At 46.9% G+C, this 21135-nt stretch carries 20 protein-coding genes; all 20 read right to left on the reverse strand.

What is annotated here, in order from left to right:
• Nucleotides 1–33: 33 nt before the first annotated feature.
• On the reverse strand, nucleotides 34–900 hold the full coding sequence (locus BBR47_RS17030; RefSeq protein WP_015891673.1) for a 2-oxoacid:ferredoxin oxidoreductase subunit beta: 867 nt from the start codon (nucleotides 898–900) through the stop codon (nucleotides 34–36).
• Nucleotides 872–2650 carry a 2-oxoacid:acceptor oxidoreductase subunit alpha gene (locus BBR47_RS17035; RefSeq protein ID WP_015891674.1) on the reverse strand — a complete coding sequence of 593 codons (1779 nt, stop codon included), beginning with the start codon at nucleotides 2648–2650 and terminating at the stop codon, nucleotides 872–874. Before BBR47_RS17035 ends, BBR47_RS17030 begins: the two co-directional genes overlap by 29 nt.
• A 192-nt stretch (nucleotides 2651–2842) precedes the next feature.
• Nucleotides 2843–3781 carry a dipeptidase gene (locus BBR47_RS17040; protein WP_015891675.1) on the reverse strand — a complete coding sequence of 313 codons (939 nt, stop codon included), beginning with the start codon at nucleotides 3779–3781 and terminating at the stop codon, nucleotides 2843–2845.
• 108 nt (nucleotides 3782–3889) lie between these two features.
• Nucleotides 3890–4150 carry a stage V sporulation protein SpoVS gene (gene spoVS / locus BBR47_RS17045; RefSeq protein ID WP_003385776.1) on the reverse strand — a complete coding sequence of 87 codons (261 nt, stop codon included), beginning with the start codon at nucleotides 4148–4150 and terminating at the stop codon, nucleotides 3890–3892.
• Between the two features lie 118 nt (nucleotides 4151–4268).
• The gene (locus BBR47_RS17050; RefSeq protein ID WP_015891676.1) at nucleotides 4269–5063 is read right to left on the reverse strand and encodes a TIGR00282 family metallophosphoesterase; all 795 of its coding nucleotides are present in this window, start codon (nucleotides 5061–5063) and stop codon (nucleotides 4269–4271) included.
• Between the two features lie 109 nt (nucleotides 5064–5172).
• Nucleotides 5173–6714, reverse strand: coding sequence for a ribonuclease Y (gene rny / locus BBR47_RS17055; protein ID WP_007719154.1), 1542 nt, complete (start codon nucleotides 6712–6714; stop codon nucleotides 5173–5175).
• A gap of 271 nt (nucleotides 6715–6985) precedes the next feature.
• Entirely contained in the window at nucleotides 6986–7627 is a 642-nt protein-coding gene (locus tag BBR47_RS17060) for a RecX family transcriptional regulator (protein ID WP_015891677.1), read from the reverse strand.
• Nucleotides 7628–7696: 69 nt separating this feature from the next.
• Nucleotides 7697–8755: a recombinase RecA gene (recA, locus tag BBR47_RS17065; RefSeq protein WP_015891678.1), complete on the reverse strand. Its 1059-nt coding sequence runs from the start codon at nucleotides 8753–8755 to the stop codon at nucleotides 7697–7699.
• 166 nt (nucleotides 8756–8921) lie between these two features.
• Nucleotides 8922–10511, reverse strand: a complete 1590-nt coding sequence (locus tag BBR47_RS17070; RefSeq protein ID WP_015891679.1) for a DEAD/DEAH box helicase — start codon at nucleotides 10509–10511, stop codon at nucleotides 8922–8924.
• Nucleotides 10512–10519: 8 nt separating this feature from the next.
• Complete coding sequence (locus tag BBR47_RS17075; protein ID WP_041749485.1) at nucleotides 10520–11764, reverse strand: competence/damage-inducible protein A; 1245 nt, start codon at nucleotides 11762–11764, stop codon at nucleotides 10520–10522.
• A 107-nt stretch (nucleotides 11765–11871) separates the two neighbouring features.
• A complete protein-coding gene (pgsA, locus tag BBR47_RS17080) occupies nucleotides 11872–12447 on the reverse strand; it encodes a CDP-diacylglycerol--glycerol-3-phosphate 3-phosphatidyltransferase (RefSeq protein WP_015891681.1) in 576 nt (191 codons plus the stop codon).
• On the reverse strand, nucleotides 12448–13794 hold the full coding sequence (rimO, locus tag BBR47_RS17085; RefSeq protein WP_015891682.1) for a 30S ribosomal protein S12 methylthiotransferase RimO: 1347 nt from the start codon (nucleotides 13792–13794) through the stop codon (nucleotides 12448–12450).
• 111 nt (nucleotides 13795–13905) lie between these two features.
• Nucleotides 13906–14805 (reverse strand): helix-turn-helix domain-containing protein, encoded by a 900-nt coding sequence (locus BBR47_RS17090; protein ID WP_015891683.1) that lies wholly within the window; start codon nucleotides 14803–14805, stop codon nucleotides 13906–13908.
• Nucleotides 14806–14817: 12 nt separating this feature from the next.
• Complete coding sequence (locus tag BBR47_RS17095; RefSeq protein ID WP_015891684.1) at nucleotides 14818–15597, reverse strand: YmfK family protein; 780 nt, start codon at nucleotides 15595–15597, stop codon at nucleotides 14818–14820.
• A 108-nt stretch (nucleotides 15598–15705) separates the two neighbouring features.
• Nucleotides 15706–15975 carry a DUF3243 domain-containing protein gene (locus BBR47_RS17100; RefSeq protein WP_015891685.1) on the reverse strand — a complete coding sequence of 90 codons (270 nt, stop codon included), beginning with the start codon at nucleotides 15973–15975 and terminating at the stop codon, nucleotides 15706–15708.
• Nucleotides 15976–16075: 100 nt separating this feature from the next.
• Nucleotides 16076–16813, reverse strand: coding sequence for an elongation factor P 5-aminopentanone reductase (ymfI, locus tag BBR47_RS17105; protein ID WP_015891686.1), 738 nt, complete (start codon nucleotides 16811–16813; stop codon nucleotides 16076–16078).
• Between the two features lie 7 nt (nucleotides 16814–16820).
• Entirely contained in the window at nucleotides 16821–18113 is a 1293-nt protein-coding gene (yfmH, locus tag BBR47_RS17110; protein ID WP_015891687.1) for an EF-P 5-aminopentanol modification-associated protein YfmH, read from the reverse strand.
• A gap of 1 nt (nucleotide 18114) precedes the next feature.
• Complete coding sequence (yfmF, locus tag BBR47_RS17115) at nucleotides 18115–19410, reverse strand: EF-P 5-aminopentanol modification-associated protein YfmF (protein WP_015891688.1); 1296 nt, start codon at nucleotides 19408–19410, stop codon at nucleotides 18115–18117.
• A 211-nt stretch (nucleotides 19411–19621) separates the two neighbouring features.
• Nucleotides 19622–19777: a hypothetical protein gene (locus tag BBR47_RS31285; RefSeq protein WP_016743372.1), complete on the reverse strand. Its 156-nt coding sequence runs from the start codon at nucleotides 19775–19777 to the stop codon at nucleotides 19622–19624.
• Between the two features lie 52 nt (nucleotides 19778–19829).
• Nucleotides 19830–21008, reverse strand: coding sequence for a stalk domain-containing protein (locus tag BBR47_RS17120; protein WP_015891689.1), 1179 nt, complete (start codon nucleotides 21006–21008; stop codon nucleotides 19830–19832).
• Nucleotides 21009–21135 lie beyond the last annotated feature (127 nt).

Below are 21135 nucleotides of genomic sequence, written 5' to 3' on the forward strand. Positions count from 1 at the left end.
CCCGTTAAGGAGAGGTTTTTCACTCTATCAAACTTAAGCAAATTCTTTAACCAATTTTTCGAAGTCTTCTTCAGACAAACGAATGTCTTGGTTAACCAAACCTTCTTCTTTGAAGCCATTTACGAGAGCTTCATAAGGTTTTTGCTCAGTGTTTTGGTAGATCAGACCTGTAATCAGACCTTTGTATTGCATGGAAGTAGACATTGCTTTGATACGGTCATGTGCATCGTATCCTTCGATCGTTTCTACTGGTACGATGTTCTCTTTGAACCAGTCGTACGTATTTACCTTGTTGTACGTTACACAAGGGCTGAATACGTTGATCAAGGAGAAGCCTTCGTGTTGGATACCTTTTTCGATCAGTTCAGTCAAGCCCTTCAGATCGCTGGAGAAGGATTGAGCAACAAAAGTCGCACCTACAGACAGCGCCAGTTCAACTGGGGAAATGGAAGACTCGATGGAACCTGCCGGTGTAGACTTGGTCACGAAACCAGTCGCGGAACGCGGAGAGGTTTGACCTTTTGTCAGACCGTAGATTTGGTTATCCATTACGATGTACGTAACGTTCATGTTACGACGGATAGCGTGTACAGTATGACCCATACCGATCGCGAAACCATCTCCGTCACCACCAGCTGCGATAACTGTCAGCTCGCGGTTTGCCATTTTCACACCTTGTGCGATTGGCAGGGAACGTCCATGAATACCGTGGAAACCATAGCAGTTGATGTAGCCGGAAATACGACCAGAGCAACCGATACCGGAAACAACCGCCAGATTTTCAGGTTCCAGGCCTACGTTTGCTGCGGCGCGTTGAATAGCCGCTTGGATGGAGAAGTCACCACAGCCTGGGCACCAGTTTGGCTTAACGTTATTTCGAAACTCTTTCATAGTCGCCATGTTTTACCAGCTCCTTCACTTCAGCATAGATTTCCTTCGGCAGGAATGGGTTACCGTCATATTTAAGCACGGATTCGATTTTTTCAGCGTTTCCAACGTGTTGCTTGAGCAAGCTTGTTACTTGTGCTTGAGCGTTGTGCTCAACAACAACAACTTTCTTCGCTTTATCTACCAGTGCTTTGATTTCTTCAGTTGGGAACGGATGCAGCAAACGGATTTGTGCATGGTTTACTTTGATTCCCTCTTGTTCCAGACGGCCTTTTGCTTCTTGAATTGTACCAATTGTAGAGTTGATACCCACAACCAGAACATCCGCATCAGCGTGAGGAGCATCTGCTGTTACAGCGCCTTTGAAGTTTTTCAGAACGCCTTCCATTTTGCGCATACGTTTATCCATTTGTTGAATACGGTTTGCAGCATTCTCAGATGGACGACCAGTTTGATCATGCTCAACACCAGTTACGTGGTGCAGACCGTATTTTTGACCAGGAATAACACGAGGAGAAACGCCGTCTTCTGTTACTTCATAACGTTTGAACAGGTCGTTTTGCTCTTTTTCTGGCAATTCTTGTCCAGCAAGCAGTTTTCCGCGACGGATTTCTACTTTGTTGTAGTCAAATGGAACAACGGTTTGTTTACCCAAGGACAGCGTCAAGTCTGTCATCAGGATTACAGGCAGTTGGTATTCTTCCGCAATGTTAAACGCTTCAACTGCATCGTAGAAGCACTCTTCTACTGTGCTTGGCGCGATAACTACTTTTGGAATATCACCATGTGTACCATAGATCATAGCATTCACATCGGATTGCTCGATTTTAGTAGGCATACCGGTAGATGGGCCACCACGCTGCGTGTTCACGATTACAACTGGTTGTTCCGTGATACCCGCCAGACCAATTGCTTCCATCATCAGGGACAGACCAGGACCTGCAGAAGCAGTCAAGGAACGAGCACCCGCGAAGTTAGCACCGATTGCCATCGTAATAGCAGCAATCTCGTCTTCTGTTTGGATAACCGTACCGCCCAATTTAGGCAGCTTTTTGATCAAGTATTCCATTACTTCGGAAGCAGGTGTGATCGGGTAAGCTGGCATGAAACGGCAGCCTGCAGCTACAGCACCCAGAGCGATCGCATCGTTACCGATGAGGAACAGTTGTTTTTGTGGATCAGCCTTTTCCATTTGGAACTCAGGCAGTTGACCACCAGTCAATTCATTTACAAAATCAAAACCGCGGCGAATGGCATCCATGTTCTTTTCAACCACTTTTTCGCCCTTGCGGAGGAACATATCTTCAACGATGGGACGGAAGCTTTCCACTGCAATGCCGAGGATGGCACTGGACGCACCAATCGACACCATGTTTTTCATCAGGGAAGTTCCCAGCTCATCAGCGATTTCAGTCAGTGGTACAGTGAAGAAGCGAACTGGCTTCAAGCCGTCCGGCAACTTTGGATTAAATTTCGCATCCGCGATAATGATACCGCCTTCACGGAGCTCATGCGCATTGAAATCGATCGTTTCTTGATCAAACGCTACGAGAATGTCCAGATCGTCAGAGATCGCACGCATAGGCGTTGTGCTCACGCGAATTTTATTGTTCGTGTGTCCACCCTTAATACGGGAAGAGAAGTGACGGTAGCTATACAGATGGTACCCCATCCGGTTCATCGCCATCGAGAAAATCTCACCAGTACTCTCGATGCCCTCCCCTTGCTGTCCTCCAACTTTCCAGGAAAGTTGACTAATCATTCAGATTCCACCCTTTCAGTGACTGTGAGAAAAGCTGCTATCACACCTTGAAAAGACTGATAAGATGTGACATTTCTGTGCATAGACAGTAACAATTGTAGTCCTGTCCATGTCAAATTGCAAGTGCTTTTACTCAACTTACTTTTGACCTGAATTTTAATGTTGAACTTGGTACATTAATATCCTCATGCTTTATTGTAGCACGTTTCCGAAAACACGCAACCAATTTCCTTGCACAAATTTCAATACTTCCGCCTCTTTATAACGTTTTAACAAAGCTTCTAATAACTGGGAGTAATCTGCCGCGGATGCCATGTCTCCAAACGTCTCGGTAATCCCATCGAAATCGGAACCAAAACCTACGTGGTCTACACCACCCAATGCGCAGATGTGATCCAAGTGGCGCAGCAAGTCATCGATCCAAACTGTGCGCTTCTCCTGTACGGTAAAGAAGTTTACAAACGTCAAGCCGATCGCTCCATCTTTGGCGATTAACGCTCGAATTTGCTCGTCCGTCAAATTGCGAGAGTGATGGCATAGGCTTCTCACGTTCGAGTGCGAAGCGATCACTGGTGTTTTCGAGCATTCTAGTACATCCCAGAATCCTGGATCGGCCAAATGCGAAACATCAATGATCATCCCCAGCCGATTCATTTCTTCTATGACTTCTCGTCCAAATGAAGTAAGTCCACCTGGATTCGGCTCCCCGTTTCCACTTGCTAGGGCATTGCCATGATTCCAGGTCAGTGTCATTCCTCGTACACCAAGTCGGAACCACGTACGTAGCTGAACGAGGCTCTCTTCTAATGCATGCGCGCCTTCTACAAACAGAATAGCCCCTTTCTGTCCCTTTAATACGCATTCAGCCAAATCTGCCTTTGTGAAAATAGGATAGAATTGTTCACTCGCCACCTTTTGATAAAAAATATCGATCATTTCTAGTACCGTATGAAAACGTCGTCCAAACGGCACCTGAGAAGGAACGAAGCAGGCAAGCACTTGTATGTCTACATTCCCTTTTTCTAGGGCGGTAAAACCAGCTTGCAGGAGCTTGTCTTCTTTATAAAAGTCCAGCTCGGGATTCTGCCACAGCTTGCATAATACATCGCTATGCGCATCAAAAATTTTCATATAGAAACGCTCCTTCTCTTCGATAACGTCGAAGTTCATACTTCTGGACAAACGAAAAAACCTGTTCATTCTTCGAACAAACAGGCAGGTGAAGCATTTGCAGTTGTATCATCTGGGTTCTACGATTAATTTGATTGCAGTTCGCTCTTCTCCATCAATCACGATGTCGGTAAAGGCTGGAATACAAATGAGGTCAACTCCACTCGGCGCTACGAACCCTCGTGCGATTGCTACTGCTTTCACAGCTTGATTAAGCGCCCCAGCGCCAATGGCTTGGATCTCAGCCGCACCTCGTTCACGAAGAACTCCGGCAAGGGCACCAGCAACGGAATTGGGGTTAGACTTTGCTGAAACTTTTAATACTTCCATCCTTTTTGAACCTCCCGTCTGATAGGAATCCTGTCATCATTAGAATGATATTCGCATAACCCCTAAAAATTCCTGCTAACTTGCATGAAAGATTCAAAAAATTCTAATCTTATTCCCATTATTCCATAAACGGATGGTCAGAGTCAATTCTGATTCGTTCCATTTTTTTCGCATGCCCATTCGTTTTATCTAGGGTAATCAACACTGCATTCAACTGCGCAGGATCTGGTGCTACCTCAAATCGAACAGGGAGCTGCGTCAAAAACTTCTTAATGACAGCTTCGCGTTCCATCCCCAAAATGCCGTTACTTGGGCCACACATGCCTACATCACACAAGAAACCGGTTCCTTGAGGCAAAATACGTTCATCAGCGGTTTGCACATGGGTATGTGTCCCCACGACCGCCGTTACCTTTCCATCGAGGTACCATGACATTGCTTGCTTCTCCGATGTGGCTTCGGCATGAAAGTCTACAAAAATGAGCTTCGTGCGCTTCCGAGCTTGCTCTACTAGCTTGTCAGCCATTTGGAACGGACAGTCCAGCGGTGGCAAGAACGTACGCCCCATCAAATTAATGACGGCTAGTTCCCCTTCAGGTTGTTTGATATATGTAATCCCTTTTCCAGGTGCCCCTTCTGGGAAGTTCGCGGGTCTAATCATCCGCGGCTCATCATCAATAAAATCGAAAATTTCTCTTTGATCCCACGTATGATTCCCGAGCGTAATCGCGTGAACCCCCCACTCGAAAAGCTCCTTGGTAATTTTCTCTGTGATCCCGCGACCATGCGCAGCGTTCTCTCCATTCGCTACGATAAAGGTAGGGTTGTATTTTCGTTTCAGTAACGGCAGATATGTTTTCACGATCTCTCTGCCAGGCAAGCCCATAATATCTCCAATGAATAACAACTTCATTACCAAATCACCTCATTGCTAGTATACACAATTCCTCTGCTCATTAGAAAACTTGACTTCGTCACGCATTTGGTGTGCGATAAAAAAAGTAAAGTGGCACGCAGCCACTTTACTTTGCATACTCAACTGCCCGTGTTTCACGGATAACCGTTACTTTAATATGACCTGGGTAGTCAAGTTCATTTTCAATTCGTTTCGTGATATCCCGTGCCAGACGGGTAGCTTCCGCATCGTCAATCTTATCAGGTTGAACCATCACGCGAATTTCGCGTCCTGCTTGAATCGCATAAGACTTTTCTACGCCATCGAACGACTCAGAGATTTCTTCCAGTTTCTCCAAACGTCTGATATATGTTTCCAATGTCTCACGGCGTGCACCTGGGCGTGCGGCAGACAGAGCGTCAGCAGCTCCCACGAGCATAGCAATGACGGAAGTTGGTTCGGTATCACCGTGATGAGACGCAATACTGTTCACTACAACGTGATGCTCATTGTACTTCTTAGCCAGTTCTACACCGATTTCAACGTGTGAACCTTCTACTTCATGGTCAATCGCTTTTCCGATATCATGCAGCAAACCTGCACGTTTGGCCAGCTTCACATCTTCTTTCAATTCCGCCGCCATTAAACCGGCGAGATGTGCCACTTCCATAGAGTGCTTCAGTACGTTTTGACCGTAGCTTGTACGATAACGCAAGCGTCCGAGAATCTTGATCAGATCTGGATGCAAGCCGTGAACGCCTGTTTCGAACGTTGCTTGCTCACCGTATTCACGGATTCGCTCGTCTACTTCGCGACGCGCTTTTTCCACCATTTCCTCGATGCGAGCTGGGTGAATGCGACCGTCTGCTACCAGTTTATCCAGCGCTGTCTTGGCGATCTCCCGACGAATCGGGTCGAAGCCAGACAGGATGACTGCTTCTGGAGTATCGTCAATAATCAGATCGATACCAGTCAACGTCTCCAGGGCACGAATGTTACGTCCTTCGCGTCCGATAATACGTCCCTTCATCTCATCATTTGGCAGTGTAACCACAGAAACGGTTGTTTCTGCTACGTGGTCCGCTGCACAACGTTGAATGGAGGTCGTAATGATCTCACGAGCACGCTTGTCCGCTTCTTCTTTGGCCTGAGTCTCAATCTCCTTGATCATCACAGCCATTTCGTGACGGACGGTATTCTCCACATCAGTGAGAATAATCGTCTTCGCCTCATCCTGCGTCAAGCCGGAGATTCGTTCTAGCTCTGATACTTGTTCTTTATATAAGTGCTCTACCTTGCTTTGCAGTTCTGCGATGGCACGGTCACGCTCAGACAATTCTTCTTCTTTGCGCTCCAACTGTTCCATCTTACGGTCCAACGATTCTTCTTTTTGTAGAATTCGTCGTTCCTGACGCTGGATCTCATTGCGTCTCTCACGCAATTCGGTTTCCGCTTCGGATCGAAGCTTGAACACTTCATCCTTTGCCTCCAGCACCTTCTCCTTCTTAACAGCTTCGGCGTCCCGTTTGGCTTCCTCCACGATCTGTCGTGCAGCTTCTTCTGCACTGGAGATCTTCGCTTCCGCAATCGATTTACGAGTGAAGTAGCCAGCACCCAAGCCGATCAGCAGGGCAACGAGCACAATGACAACAGTAATTATAGGATCCATAGGCTTTTCGTTTCACCTCCTTATTGTAAGACATCTCCCCGCTTTCCAAGCATTTGTTTTTCATGGAGTGCTCTCACATTTGAACATTCGGCTATAAAACAAGACCGATTTTACTCGGTCCGCTGAATCCGTACTACTTTCGCACGGTTTTTCAGTTGTTTCATAGGCATCGAGTGAGCAAATCACAAAAGTTATGATACACCAAGTAAATACAAACCTATTTTATTATTTGTGAACAAGAATTGTCAAGATCATGCAAATAGAGTTGACCCTAACTATCGCTTCTACGACGCAATTCTTCACGCATTTGTTGAATGATCGCATGGGAGAATCCCTTGCGCATCAGCATGGACAGCAGCTTGCGTTCTTCATCGGGGTTCGGTGCACCTTCTATGCGTCGCACCTTCTTCTCTATCAATGCGCGAGCAGCATCTAGTTCAGCCTGCCTAGACACGCCACGTACTGCGTCCTCTACAATTGCTCTGTCCACTCCACGCTGGGTAAGCTCCATACGCAGCATATACGGGCTTCTCGGCTTCAAACGCAATCGCTCGTCTACCCATTGCTTCGCAAATGCTTCATCATCGATGTAGCCATGTTCCATGCAGCGCTGACATATCTCTTCTGCAATCTGCGTAGAAAATCCCTTCTCTACCAAATAAGAATGCAGCTGACTGCTTGTCCGTGGGCGTATGCCGAGGTATCGCAAAGCTCCTAAATACGCTTTATGCTTTTCTTCTGCTATCAGGACTTCTCGGCAAAAAGCTTCGTCTAATTCTGTTCCCTTAAATAGGTTGTACTTTACCAGTATGTCTTCATGTACGGTAATGGCATACTCGCCTTCTACATCGATATGGTAGCGTTGCTTTTGTTTGATATCTCGATGAACGGCAGTGATCAGGCCGCTCTTCATGATGAGTCACTCCTTCGCAAAGCTAAAATAACAGCCTGTCTCATCGACAGGCTGCTCTTCCACTCTTCATTACTCCAGATCAAATGTAGGCTCTTCATCTTGCTCTGGGTCATGTTCTGCCTCTGCTTCTGGAACAGAACTAGGGTTCAGGCTGAAGTATTCGCGCACCTTTGTTTCAATCTGAGAGGCAATATGCGGATTTTCCTTCAAGAAGACTTTCGAATTCTCTCTACCTTGACCGAGTCGCTCCTCATTGAAGGAGTACCATGCGCCACTCTTTTGTACTACATCGATCTCGGAACCGATGTCGAGAATGCTACCTTCTCTGGAAATACCTTCGCCGTACATGATATCCACTTCTGCAACCTTGAACGGTGGTGCTACTTTATTTTTCACGACCTTGATCTTCGTCTTGCTTCCCAAAATATCGTTACCGACTTTGATAGATTCAGCTTTACGAACGTCCAAACGAACACTCGCGTAGAACTTCAAAGCGCGTCCACCTGGCGTTGTTTCCGGGTTACCGAACATAACTCCCACTTTTTCGCGAAGCTGGTTGATGAAGATCGCAATCGTCTTGGACTTATTGATGGCACCAGACAGCTTGCGGAGTGCTTGGGACATCAAGCGTGCTTGCAAACCTACGTGAGAATCTCCCATCTCACCCTCGATCTCTGCTTTTGGCACGAGTGCCGCAACGGAGTCAACTACGATAATGTCTACTGCACCAGAACGTACCAGTGCTTCCGCGATCTCCAAAGCTTGCTCACCCGTATCTGGTTGGGACAACAGCAATTCGTCGATGTTCACACCCAGCTTTGCAGCGTAAACCGGATCCAAGGCATGCTCTGCATCGATAAACGCAGCCTGACCACCCTGTCTTTGCACTTCTGCGATCGCATGAAGCGCTACCGTTGTTTTACCAGAAGACTCTGGGCCGTAAATCTCAACAATCCGTCCACGTGGGAAACCACCCACACCAAGTGCGATATCTAGAGCAAGCGCACCGCTAGAAGCCGTAGAAATCTGGATGTTGGATACTTCCCCCAACTTCATAATGGAACCTTTACCGAACTGCTTTTCTATCTGACGCAATGCACTCTCCAAAGCTGCGCGACGATCTGACAAATGGTACACACCCTTTCAACTTTTCGCTTCTGTTTTGCTTGTCTTCATCATACCTCGAGACAGAAGTGTTTGCCAAGTATTTTTTGCGAACAAATATTCGCATCACAAAAAAGCAGCCATTTCCTGGTTATTCCCAGCGAAATGACTGCTTCTCATTTCTATTGAATTAGGAACGCTTCGCTCCGCGAGGCTTTGCAGGCTCCAGATTGATTCGTTTTCCATTGATTCGGGTTTGACGCAGTGACTCATATACGAATGCCGCAACCTCTTCTGGAACCTCAACAAACGTGAAGCTCTCGAAAATGTCGATGCGACCTACTGATTTTCCTGGGATACCAACAGATTCAGAGATCTCTCGTACCAGATCCTGCGGCTTCATGTTCGCATTGCGACCTACGTTCAGGAAGAAGCGAACCATGCCTTTTGCTGCACCCGTCTCACCAAAGTTGTACGCTTCTGCTTCCTGCCCTTGTCCCGCTTCCGTATGGAATGCCAGGTGCAATGCAGCAGCAGCTACTTTTTCAGCCGGGTATTGACCTACGAGAGCATCCGCTACTTTTTGATACATATCCGCGATTGCATCGCTTTCCAAAAGGCTAGTCAACTGTTCACGCAATTGTTCTTGTTTGCGCTCAGCCACTTCCTCCAAAGAAGGAACATTGCGAGAGAGCACTTGTGCTTTTGTCTGCTTTTGGATAAACATCATTTGTCTTACTTCACGAGGCGTAACCAACGTCATCGCAATTCCTTTGCGACCTGCACGACCAGTACGGCCAATACGGTGTACGTAGCTCTCAGAGTCTTGTGGAATATCGTAGTTGATTACGTGAGAGACGTTTCCTACGTCGATACCACGTGCTGCTACATCCGTCGCGATCAGGAATTCAATCGATCCCTCACGGAACGCATTCATGACCTTGTCACGTTGTGCCTGGGACAAATCGCCATGCAAGCCGTCCGCAAGGTATCCGCGGGATTGCAGCACTTCGGACAACTCATCTACACCGCGCTTAGTACGGCAGAAAATGATACCCAGCTCAACATCCTCACTGTCCAAGATGCGGCAGAGGCTCTCCACTTTATTCCGGTCAAACACTTTGTAGTATACCTGTTCGATCAATGGCGCCGTTACTTCTTCACGGCTCACCGCAATCGTTTGCGGCTGTTTCATGTACCGGGTAGCCAAACGCTTGATTTCTGGCGGCATCGTCGCAGAGAACAGCAAGGTTTGACGCTCATCTGGCATATGATTGATGATTGTCTCGATATCTTCGATGAAGCCCATGTCCAGCATTTCATCCGCTTCATCCAAAACGAGTGTATGTACGTGATCCAGCTTCAATGTTTTGCGACGCAAGTGGTCCATGACACGGCCAGGAGTACCTACAACGATTTGTACACCTTGGCGCAGTGCACGAATTTGATGTCCGATCGATTGTCCACCATAGATTGGCAGCGTACGAACCTTGTTGTATTTGGAGATACGCAAGAGCTCTCCTGCTACCTGAATAGCCAACTCACGAGTCGGAGTCAACACGATCGCTTGTACACGATTGGCAGGTGTAATCTTTTCTACAAGTGGAATCCCGAAGGCAGCAGTCTTACCAGTCCCTGTCTGTGCTTGACCAATCAGGTCTCCGCCATCCAAAACTTTTGGAATGCAAGCTGCCTGAATCGGTGATGGCTCCTCGAAGCCCATATCGTGAATCGCTTGCAGAATAGATTTATGTAAAGGAAAATCAGAAAAAATCGTCATGAAAAAAATCACCTTTCTTTTTGCATTTGCAACGCATAAAACAACGCGTATTTAGCGGCACGCCCAACGATTGCATGCCTTCTTCCGGCAAGGCGTAGCTCTTTTACAACTGTGGGCATTCCTTCTGCCGCGATCCCCACGTAAACAAGGCCAACAGGCTTGCCCTCGGAAGGATCGGGTCCAGCCACTCCCGTAACGGAAATCCCGTAAGTAGCTCCCAGCTTTTCTCGTACATGTTCAGCCAGCAATTGAGCTGTTTTTTCACTGACTGCCCCATCTGTTTGCAAAATGGAGTCAGGTACTTCGAGCAGCTGTTTTTTCACTTCATTGGTGTAGCAGACTACCCCGCCACGAAACACTTGTGAGCTTCCTGGCACAGCGGTAATCAACGAGGCAATCGCTCCACCTGTACAGCTTTCTGCACAAGCAATTGTCTCATTTCTCTTTTTCAACTCAGAAACTAGCACATCATGCAGTGACGAGTTCTCCCCCATCCCGTACATGTACTGACCAACACGGCTGAGGATTTCTTTTTCTACAGGTAAAATCAAGGTTTCTCCTTCTTCGACTGTAGCAGCTCTTGCCGTAATTCGCAGTGTTACTTCGAATTCTTTGGCGTATGGAGCGATGGTTGGATTGTCCTGCTTTTCGATCAGATCAAGCAGTTTTTCCTCCAAAGCGGATTCGCCTATTCCGTAGAACCGGAGTACATGAGAATGAAACACTTGTTTATCGGGGAGCAAATCGGTCAAGTAAGGCATCACGTAATTCTCCACCATTGGATACATCTCACTAGGTGGTCCAGGCAATAGCACGAACGTACTACTGTCATGACGGATCGCCATCCCCGGCGCCATCCCGAAATCGTTGGAGAATACATGGCTGCCAGAAAGCACCAGCGCCTGCTTACGATTGTTCTTCGTCATGACAATCCCACGTTGCGAAAAGAATTTTTCAATTCTCTCCATGGCCTCTGAATTCGTTTCCAATCCAATGCCTACATGCCCCGCCACGGTTTCTTTCGTCAAATCATCTTGAGTCGGCCCTAGCCCACCCGTGAAAATGACGAGATCAGATCGTCCTGATGCCAATCGAATCACTTGTAGCAATCGCTCCGTGTTGTCTCCCACAACCGTATGAAAGTAAACTCCCACGCCAATTTCCGCCAGCTTCTGAGAAAGAAACTGTGCGTTGGTGTTAGCGATCTGGCCTAACAAAAGTTCGGTACCTACCGCGATAATCTCCGCTCTCATCTTCCTCATCCATTCTCTTTGAGAGTAGAAAAGCCTCTAAACTAACAGTTTATCACTTGCAAACGCTCAAGAGAAGAGTCTTGTGAAAAAAGAGACCAATACCCGCATTACGAGTATTGGATCACGTTACGATTTTTCGCAAAGTAGTCGTACCCTGAGTAAATCGTGATGATCACCATCGCCCATGTAGCTAATTCGTCGAACGGAATGCCGAAGAAACCAAATGGGAAGTTGCGAATCATGACAGCCGTAATCGCTACGATCTGCACCCATGTTTTCAGTTTGCCCAATGCACTCGCAGCAATTACCTGTCCTTCTGCCGCAGCAACTAGTCGTAAACCCGTTACCGCAAACTCCCGGCTGATAATGACAATCGCAATCCACGCTTCCAAACGCTGCATCTCTACCAGCGAAATGAGTGCGGCAGAAACCAATAGCTTATCAGCAAGCGGATCCAGAAACTTCCCCAAGTTTGTCACGATTTTTTTCTTCCGTGCAATATAACCGTCGAGTCCGTCCGTACTGGCTGCTAGGATAAACACCAAAGCCGCAATCAGCTCATTATACGTCATCGTCAGGCTACCAATCGAAAATGTCCCGATGTTGTAACGCACCAGCAGAAAAAACATAACTACCGGCACCAGAAAAATCCTGGCGAGGGTGATGCGGTTGGCGAGATTCACCTAGACTACCTCCCCGGCTAAATCGTATTCATAGGAGTGTGTTATTTTTACTTTTACAACGGTGCCCAGTTCGCCTTTAAAACCAGTGACGAATACTTCACCATCGATTTCCGGAGCGTCATACTGTGTTCGACCTACATAAATATCGTTACGTCCTTCGTAACGTTCAATCAATACATCCAAGACTTGACCAACAAAGCGTCCATTGCGATCTCCGGCTACTTCACGCTGAATTTCCATCAGCATGTTCGCACGTTTTTCCTTAACCTCTTCGTCTACGTGGTCAGGCAGACGGGAAGCTGGCGTGTCATCTTCGTTGGAGTAAGTAAACACACCCAGTCGATCAAAGCGGATATCCTTGACAAACTCGCTCAGACGCTCGAAGTCTTCCTCTGTTTCCCCAGGGAACCCTACGATCAAAGAGGTACGCAGTGCAACATCTGGGACCTGTGCGCGAATTTTTGCTACCAGCGCACGAATATCCGTCTGTCTTCCTGGGCGGCGCATTCTTTTCAGAATATGGTCTTCCGAATGCTGCAAAGGCATGTCTACGTATTTGCATACTTTTGGATTGGTAGCAAAGGTGTGGATCAGTTCATCCGTGAAAAATCCAGGGTATGCATAGTGAAGACGAATCCACTCGATGCCCTCGACTTCTGCCAGACGGTTTAAAAGTTCAGGAAGCATCAATTTTCCATCGTAAATATCTGTTCCGTAGTTCGTAGAATCTTGTGCGATCAGACTCACTTCTACGACCCCTTGTGCCGCCAAATGACGAGCTTCTTCCACGATGGATTCGATTGTACGACTGCGGAATCCTCCACGCATCAAAGGAATCGAGCAAAACGTACAGGCGTTGTCGCAGCCCTCGGCAATTTTAATATATGCGGTGTACGTGCCTTGCTTTACTTTCCGTTTCACTACATCTTCGTACGTAAAAATGGGATTTCCTACAAAGATCGGTCGCTTGCCCTCTAGAGATTCTTCGATAATACCTGTAATCGACATAAAATCGCCTGTTCCGACAATGCCATCCACCTCAGGAATCTCATTCAAGATATCCTCTTTGTAACGTTGTGTGAGACAGCCTGCCACCACAAGCGATTTCAGTTTGCCGGATTCCTTCAATTCACCCATTTCCAGAATCTTATTTACGGATTCTTCCTTGGCTGCATCGATGAAACCGCAGGTATTGACGATAACCACAGTTGCTTCTTCCGGGTTATCAACCAGTTCATAACCTTTTTCATCTATCAGATGGGCCATCATGTCCGAATCAACGAGATTTTTTTCACAGCCCAGCGTAACAATCGCTACTTTTTCACGCGTGCCTACCTTCTCTGTCATCTTTTTTCCTCCAATTGGTCACACCAACCCATATTACACCTAACCAGTATAATATAAGCCTAAAGGAAGTGTCAAAAAAGAGAAAAGAACAAAAGGCAAGCATATGCTTGCCTACTGGGTGACCGCCTCTTTTACTTTCATCGTAATATTTGACGGCATTGACTTCATTTTAGACGTGTCTACCAAGACTCCGTTCACCTTTAATTCCAATACAGTCGGTTTGCCCAAACGAATATAAGCGGATTTCCCAAGCTCAATCGTTTTTTCCTGATCTTTCTTGAGCGTGCCCTGCTCAACATACTTTTTTCCTTTTCCTTCCGATATACCAAACCAGCTTGTTTCTTCTTTCACCTTCAGATAAACCGTGATTTTTTCTCCACCCTGCAAGGAATAGTTATACATCGATCCTTGCTGCGATTCAAATGTGATGGTTGCCTGAGGAGTTTCCGTAACGGTCTCAGGTGGGTTTGTTCCTGTTTGAGGGTTCGGTGTGGTAATAGAAGGAGGCTTCGGTTGTTGAGCAATCGGGGATGTTGCCGCTCCACCACCATTGCCAGGCGTGACAATTTCCGCTCCAGGGTTAACGGTTCCCCCCGGCACTGGTTGAGTAAACTGACCCCCGTTGTTGTTGACGACAGCGAAATAAATAACCCCGATAATCAAGGCAATAAACAATACGAGCAAGGTTTTGGTCACCCATCGCCCCGCTTGTAATGGATTGTTCGCTGAAGCAACTCGTCTGCGACGCAGTCTCTCTACTTGCTCTGTAGGTGGCTGGGCCGGCAAATCGGACTGAAAGTGATTCAGGATGTGGTTCGGGTCTAGACCGACAGCTTCCGCATAACTCTTTATAAATGCACGCGCGTAAAAGTGGCCAGGAAGTACGTGAAAATGACCCCTTTCAATTGCTTCCAAATATCGCCGCTGTATCTTGGTGATACGTTGGATGTCGTCGAGCGTGATTCCTTTTTCTTCGCGGGCCCTTTGCAGGACTTGACCTAGCTCAGACACAGCTGCCCCTCCTTAATTCATTTCGAAATTATCAAAGCCGCGATTGTTGATAAGCTCATAGGTAATCTCTTCATCCGGATGATGACGCAGCTCAATTATGTAATGGAAATCATCAAGTTGATACTCTGATTCCCTTACGAATATATCCGGATGCTCAATGATTTTTGCGGCAGGAAAGTTCATAATCTCCCGAAGCAAGGTGAAGTGCTTTTCTGTCGATCGCAGCGTTGAGACAATTCCATCTATCAAATATACATGATCAGTAGACATTTCATCAATGGCTAAGGAACTACGCACCGTCTGGCGCAACAAAGTGGAGGAAATAAATGTCCAACGTTTATTGGCGGATACGCTGGCAGCAATCATTGATTCAGTCTTCCCTACACGAGGCATTCCACGGATCCCGATGAGCTGATGACCTTCCCTCTTCAGGATTTCTGCCATGAAATCGACCAGCAAGCCCAGCTCTTCACGAACAAAGCGAAACGTTTTTTTGTCCTCGCTATCCCGTTCAATATAGCGACCGTGGCGAACAGCCAAGCGATCCAGCATTGTCGGGGGACGTAACCTCGTTATGGTTATGTTGTCCATTTTTTGCACAACGTTGCGCAAAACCTCCATTTTCTCATCATCATCGGTCAAAAGCAGCATACCTCGGCGCATGGTATCCACACCATTGATCGTCACGATATTGATGTTCAACATCCCCAGAATAGAAGATACGTCCCCTAAGAGACCGGGACGGTTACGGGCAATCTCATACTCCATGTACCATTCTTTCTTCGCTTCCATATGCAATCCTCTCCGCCAACCAGAATTCTCTTCTTATGTAGTATATCACGTTCGTTTCATTCGACAATCGCGAAAAGAAAAATCCCCAAAAGTAGGGGATTTGAATGGCTAGCTGCCAGCGTTCGCGTCATTGCGATTCTGAACAAGCTTCACCATGAGTGTTGCCAAAGCTTGTTGCTGCTGTTGATCACCTGCGTCCCACAGCTGTTTCAACAGACGCTCCTGATCGTTTTTCGGGTCTACTTGCTCAGATAGATAGCTACCGATTTGATAAGCTACATTTTGAAGCGTTTCGCTTTCCATCCCGGCTTGTTTCGCTTGTTCTACCCGATCTCCGAGAAACGCTTTCCAGTCGCTGAAATTGTCAAGAATCGACATAGGGAAATTCCCTCCTTTTGTACGTTGCGAACAGATTTGCTGCCCACACAAAAGGTAGAATTCCATCATTTCTCGTTTTTTATTCATGCATACTTCGCTTCTAGGTGTACCATCCACCGTTTGGACTAATCACTTGCCCTGTCACATAACTGGAATCCGCCGAAAGCAAGAAACGCACGACTGCGGCTACCTCATAGGGTTGTCCGAGACGGTTGGCAGGTATTTCTTCCGCGATCATTTCCATTTCATCCGGAGCAAAGCGCTCCATCATTCCACCAGCAATCGCTCCAGGAGCGACTGCATTTACCGTGATTCCGTTTGGTGCCATTTCCTTTGCCAAGGCTTTGGTGAACGTATTGATTGCTCCTTTGGTCATGGAGTACAGTACTTCACACGAACCGCCAGTAAGCCCCCATATGGAAGAAATATTGACGATGCGCCCATACCTTGCACGTAGCATGGCCGGAACAGCAGCTTGGCAGACCAGGAAAGCGGATCGAACATTGAGGGCAAGGAGCTCATCGAATTTCTCGACAGTCACATCCGTAAATAATCCGACATCGTCCACTGAAGCGTTGTTTACGATCAACAGTGGTGCAACCTGCGTCTGAGCAAACATCGCCGCGATTTGCTGTGGATCCCGCAGATCAGCTTGGAGGATGCCAAAGGGAACGCCCCGCTCCTGGCATTTTTGCACCAACGGCTCTAATTTTTCTTTATTTCGATTGTAATGCAGATAAAGGGGAACCCCCGCATCAATCAGGTAGGCACCGATCGCCTGCCCGATCTCTCCGGAAGCTCCCGTAATTAACGCCCATGGCGTTTCTTGCTTGAACATGAATACATTACTCCTGTGGCGAAGAGGAACGAACGATGGAAACAGCCATCTGCTCGGCTAAAAAATGCTCCTTCAAACGTTTTTCCACATCTTCGCGTGTGATCGACTCCAAGGTCGGCACTACGGAAAACAGATCGTTCCCGTTAAATTTGAAGCTGGTAAACTGGTTAGCGATAAACTCAACAGAGTTTAGAGAACGTAGGAAGTTTCCGATTTTTTTACGCTTCGCACGTTCAAAATCTTCCTGGGCTATACCAGTTTGCTTCAACTGTTCGATTTCTGCTTTGATCGTTTCCACCAAACGCTCTGGATCAGGTGTATCTCCACCGATGATCGTATACGCATAATCCTGCTCACTGCTGTAGTCAAAATCAAAGCTTTCCGTAATCAGCTCGCTGTCATACAAACGCTCATAGACAGCGGAGCTAGTGCCGAACGCGATGTCCAATACCAGTTTAGTAGTCAACTCGCGTTTTAACAAGGCCTCCTTGGTTAGACCGTTTTCCTTTTCCTTGATTCCAATCATGCATTTGGGTAGACCCACTGTTAGAAACGCTTCTACTTTCGCTTCCGCTGGCTCTGATGGCTCTTCTGGAAAAACGCGCGTGATTTGTGGCGCAGGAGGAAACTCCTTTGCTCCCTGATTTTCACGAATGAGCTTCATAATCGCTTCTGGTTCAAAGGAGCCCACGACCAACAGAAGCATATTGGCAGGATGATAAAACGTTTCATAGCACTGATACAAATTTTCTTTTGTAATATGAGAGATCGTCTCGATCGTACCCGCAATTTCAATGTTAATCGGATACTTCTGGTACATGGCCTTTAGAAGGTTCATGTACACCTTCCAGTCCGGATTGTCCTCGTACATGGTGATTTCCTGGCCGATGATTCCTTTTTCCTTTTCTACACTTGCATCTGTGAAATACGGGTCCTGCACATAATCAAGCAGCAGATTCAGATTGTCATCTAACTTATCTGTGCATGAGAACAAATAAGCCGTACGATTGAAGCTCGTGAACGCATTGCAGCTCGCCCCGTTTTTACTGAATTCGTGCATGACATCCCGTTCTTTTTTCTCAAACATTTTGTGCTCTAGAAAATGCGCAATGCCGTCGGGAACATTGATTTCTTCCCCGCTTCGGGTGCGGAAATGGCTATCAATGGAGCCGTAGCGCGTTGTGAACACAGCGTATGTTTTGCTGAAGCCCTGTTTGGGAACCAAATAGACTTGCAATCCATTTTGGAGAGCTTCATGATATACCGTTTCATTTACTTGTTCAAAATCAGTGGTCTGCATCTTATGCCTCTCCCTTCTTGTCCCGTAGCAGATAAATCGTATCGATTGTCATCTTGTTTGCTACTTTCTTGATATCCTCAATGGTCGCTTGGTTGATCCCCGCCAAAAGCTCTTCGATTTTCCGAGGACGTCCGCTAATCACACCGTTGTACGTAAATTCAATCATGCCGCGAGCGCTGTCCAATAGTTCGCGGAACTGGTTAGACAATGTCGCACGCGTCTGGCTCATTTCCTCTTCCGATATGGTTCCTTGTCGCATCAAATCCAGCTGCTGCTTAATAATCTCAACCGCACGCTGATATTTGCTTACATCAATCCCGGACATAATCATGAGAATCCCTTTGTGGCTCTCTAGCCTGGATACGGCATAGTAAGCAAGACTCTCTTTTTCACGGACATTGACAAACAACTTGGAGTGAGGAAAACCGCCTAAAATCCCGTTATATAGCAACAGCGTCGGGTAGTCCTCATCCTTATAAGTGATCTGCGTACGGCAGCCGATATTGAGCTTTGCTTGGTTGACATCGAGTCGATCGATCACTTCGCTTTCAGCAGATACGTCCTTCGCGGTCGATTCGATCTGTGGTTCTCCTACTTGGGAGCGTTCCAAGGGAATGTGCTTGCGAATAGCCTCGCTCACTTCCTGCTGCTCGACATCGCCCACCACGAACATATGGATTGGATTCGTCGTTGTTATTTCTTTAAAATATTGATACAGCTCCTGACCAGTGATCTTCGGCAAATCCGCCACACGACCTTGGACGAGAAGAGAGAATGGTTCCCCTTTACACATTTCTTCTGTCACGCGTTGGTTCGCATACTTCATTTTATCGTCGATCAAACTCTCTATCCGTTTACGAAGCGTCTCTTTTTCCTGTGCCATGTACTTTTCAGAAAAAGCGTTGTTTTGTACATATGGTCTGACGAGCATATCTCCTACGAATTCGATGGCCTGCTCCAAAAGTGAGGCTTCATTGGACAAATATTTTTCATTCGGTACTTCCATGTAAATTTGCAGGATTTGCCGTTCGCCCTTTTTCATCACATCGACATCAAAAATGGCTCCATACAGGAAATCCAAATGTGCTCGCAATAGCTTGGTTTCCGGAAAACGAGCGCTGGCACGTTTCATGACCATTGCAAGCAAAGCTGTTTTTGTTACGTGCTCCTCCGATAGCGCCTGTTCAATCATCGTCACGATCGTCGTGGTCTTGAACTTTTTGGTTGGAAGGATATGTACGTTCATCCCATTGATTTGGGAGCTTTGAAATGCAATTTCGTTTGTAGTAGCAGTCATAGTTCAATCTCCCTTCTCCATCAGCTTACTTCATATTCTTCTCTATTGTAACCAATTGTCAGGGCATCAAGCATCAGAATCTTCCATTATATATCCCAGTGCTTCATCCTATGCGCTCACGCAAGTCCCGTAATACGTAAATCACAGCGCTTCCGTTGAATAAAAAAAGAGCGAACGGCCCCTGTTTTACAAAGGGTGTTCACTCTTTTCCTTACATATCCATTGCATCCCAGTCCCCGGGATCATCCGATGTGCTATGCTCTTCAACAAATCGACCGCAATCAGACGAGAGACAGAGCATGCCATCCAGTTGCTCATCGTGAAAGGGTAAGCCGTGGCTTCCCCCACAGTACGGACAAGTCCACATACGAAGGGCCTCCTTTTATTCGTGAAGGTACTCCGTAGTAGTTTGTCCCAATTTAAAGGGGACTTTCCACTTTGTTTTGTTCCCAAACCCGCAAGTAATCATACGGATCGATGGCCTTCCCCGTGCTGTTACGATAGAGGCCAAAATGTAGGTGAGGTTCAAACATTCCCACTGTCCCCGTTCCACCGTAGCCTGTATCTCCAACAAAACCGATCAGCTGTCCAGCTTTTATCTTTTTCCCAACATATAATCCTGGTGTATACGCCTGCAAATGAGCGTAATACATCCGATATTGGCCATTCTCATCCGTAATGTTTACTCTCCAGCCACCATACGTATTCCAGCCCACTTTGTTGATCGTCCCATCGGATACCGAGTAAATCGGCGTTCCTTTCGGTGCCATAATGTCGATGCCCTCGTGACTACGAACACTGCCGCTGTTCGTCTCGGTCCACTCTCGATCAGATCCGAAGCTATCCCCATACGGCTCATACCAACTATTATCGTGGAAAGGAAACCGAAATTGTTTCCCAATCAATTGATCATCCGCAACTTTTGTGGCAATCGGGTGCTCAGCTCTTTGTGCCCCTTCTGGCAAATATAAAACTTGCCCCACCAGTAACTTATCAGAAGAGAGATGGCTATTTTTCTGAATGGCACTCATGTTCGTGTCGTGGCGAGCTGCAATTTTTGATAAGGTATCACCCTGTTGAACGACATAGGGATTCAACGAGTATTTGACACTCGTTGTCTTGTCTTCCACTGGTTTGGATTGTATGTATGCAACGGCAGTATTCTCATCCCATTGGACTTGATAACCAAATGCCTCGGAGATAAATCGGATTGGCACAAGCGTCCGCTTATTCACAATGATTGGAGAGACATCCGTCTTCAAACGTTTTCCATCTACATACGCTGTCTGGCTACCAATCGTAAGGGATATATGCTTGCTTTTTTTGTTGAGTGATACTTTTTGAGTGGCGGCCTCGTAGCTTACTTCTGAGCCTGTTCCCTCTGCAACTACTCGTATCGGAACGAGCATTCGCCCATTTCGATGGGTGGGCGTTACATCAGATTGGACGCCCATTCCATCGACAACAACAGAAATAACAGGTCCTGGCTCTTTTGCAAAAACCATTCCACCGGGTATTGCTATCATCAGGCAAAAAACAAAAGCGCCTAGAATCCTGTTCCATCGATAACTGCTGTACTCACGTAGACAGCGGTTCATCTTTTTCCCTCCCCACAGACAATTTGCTAAAACGGATAGGACCGTTTTTTGCGGACCGCAAGCAGTCACAAAAATTATCGCACAGGGGAAGTGACAGGTTCTAGACGCTAAATTTTGTCAACGAATG

Source organism: Brevibacillus brevis NBRC 100599, from assembly GCF_000010165.1.
GTDB lineage: Bacteria > Bacillota > Bacilli > Brevibacillales > Brevibacillaceae > Brevibacillus > Brevibacillus brevis_D.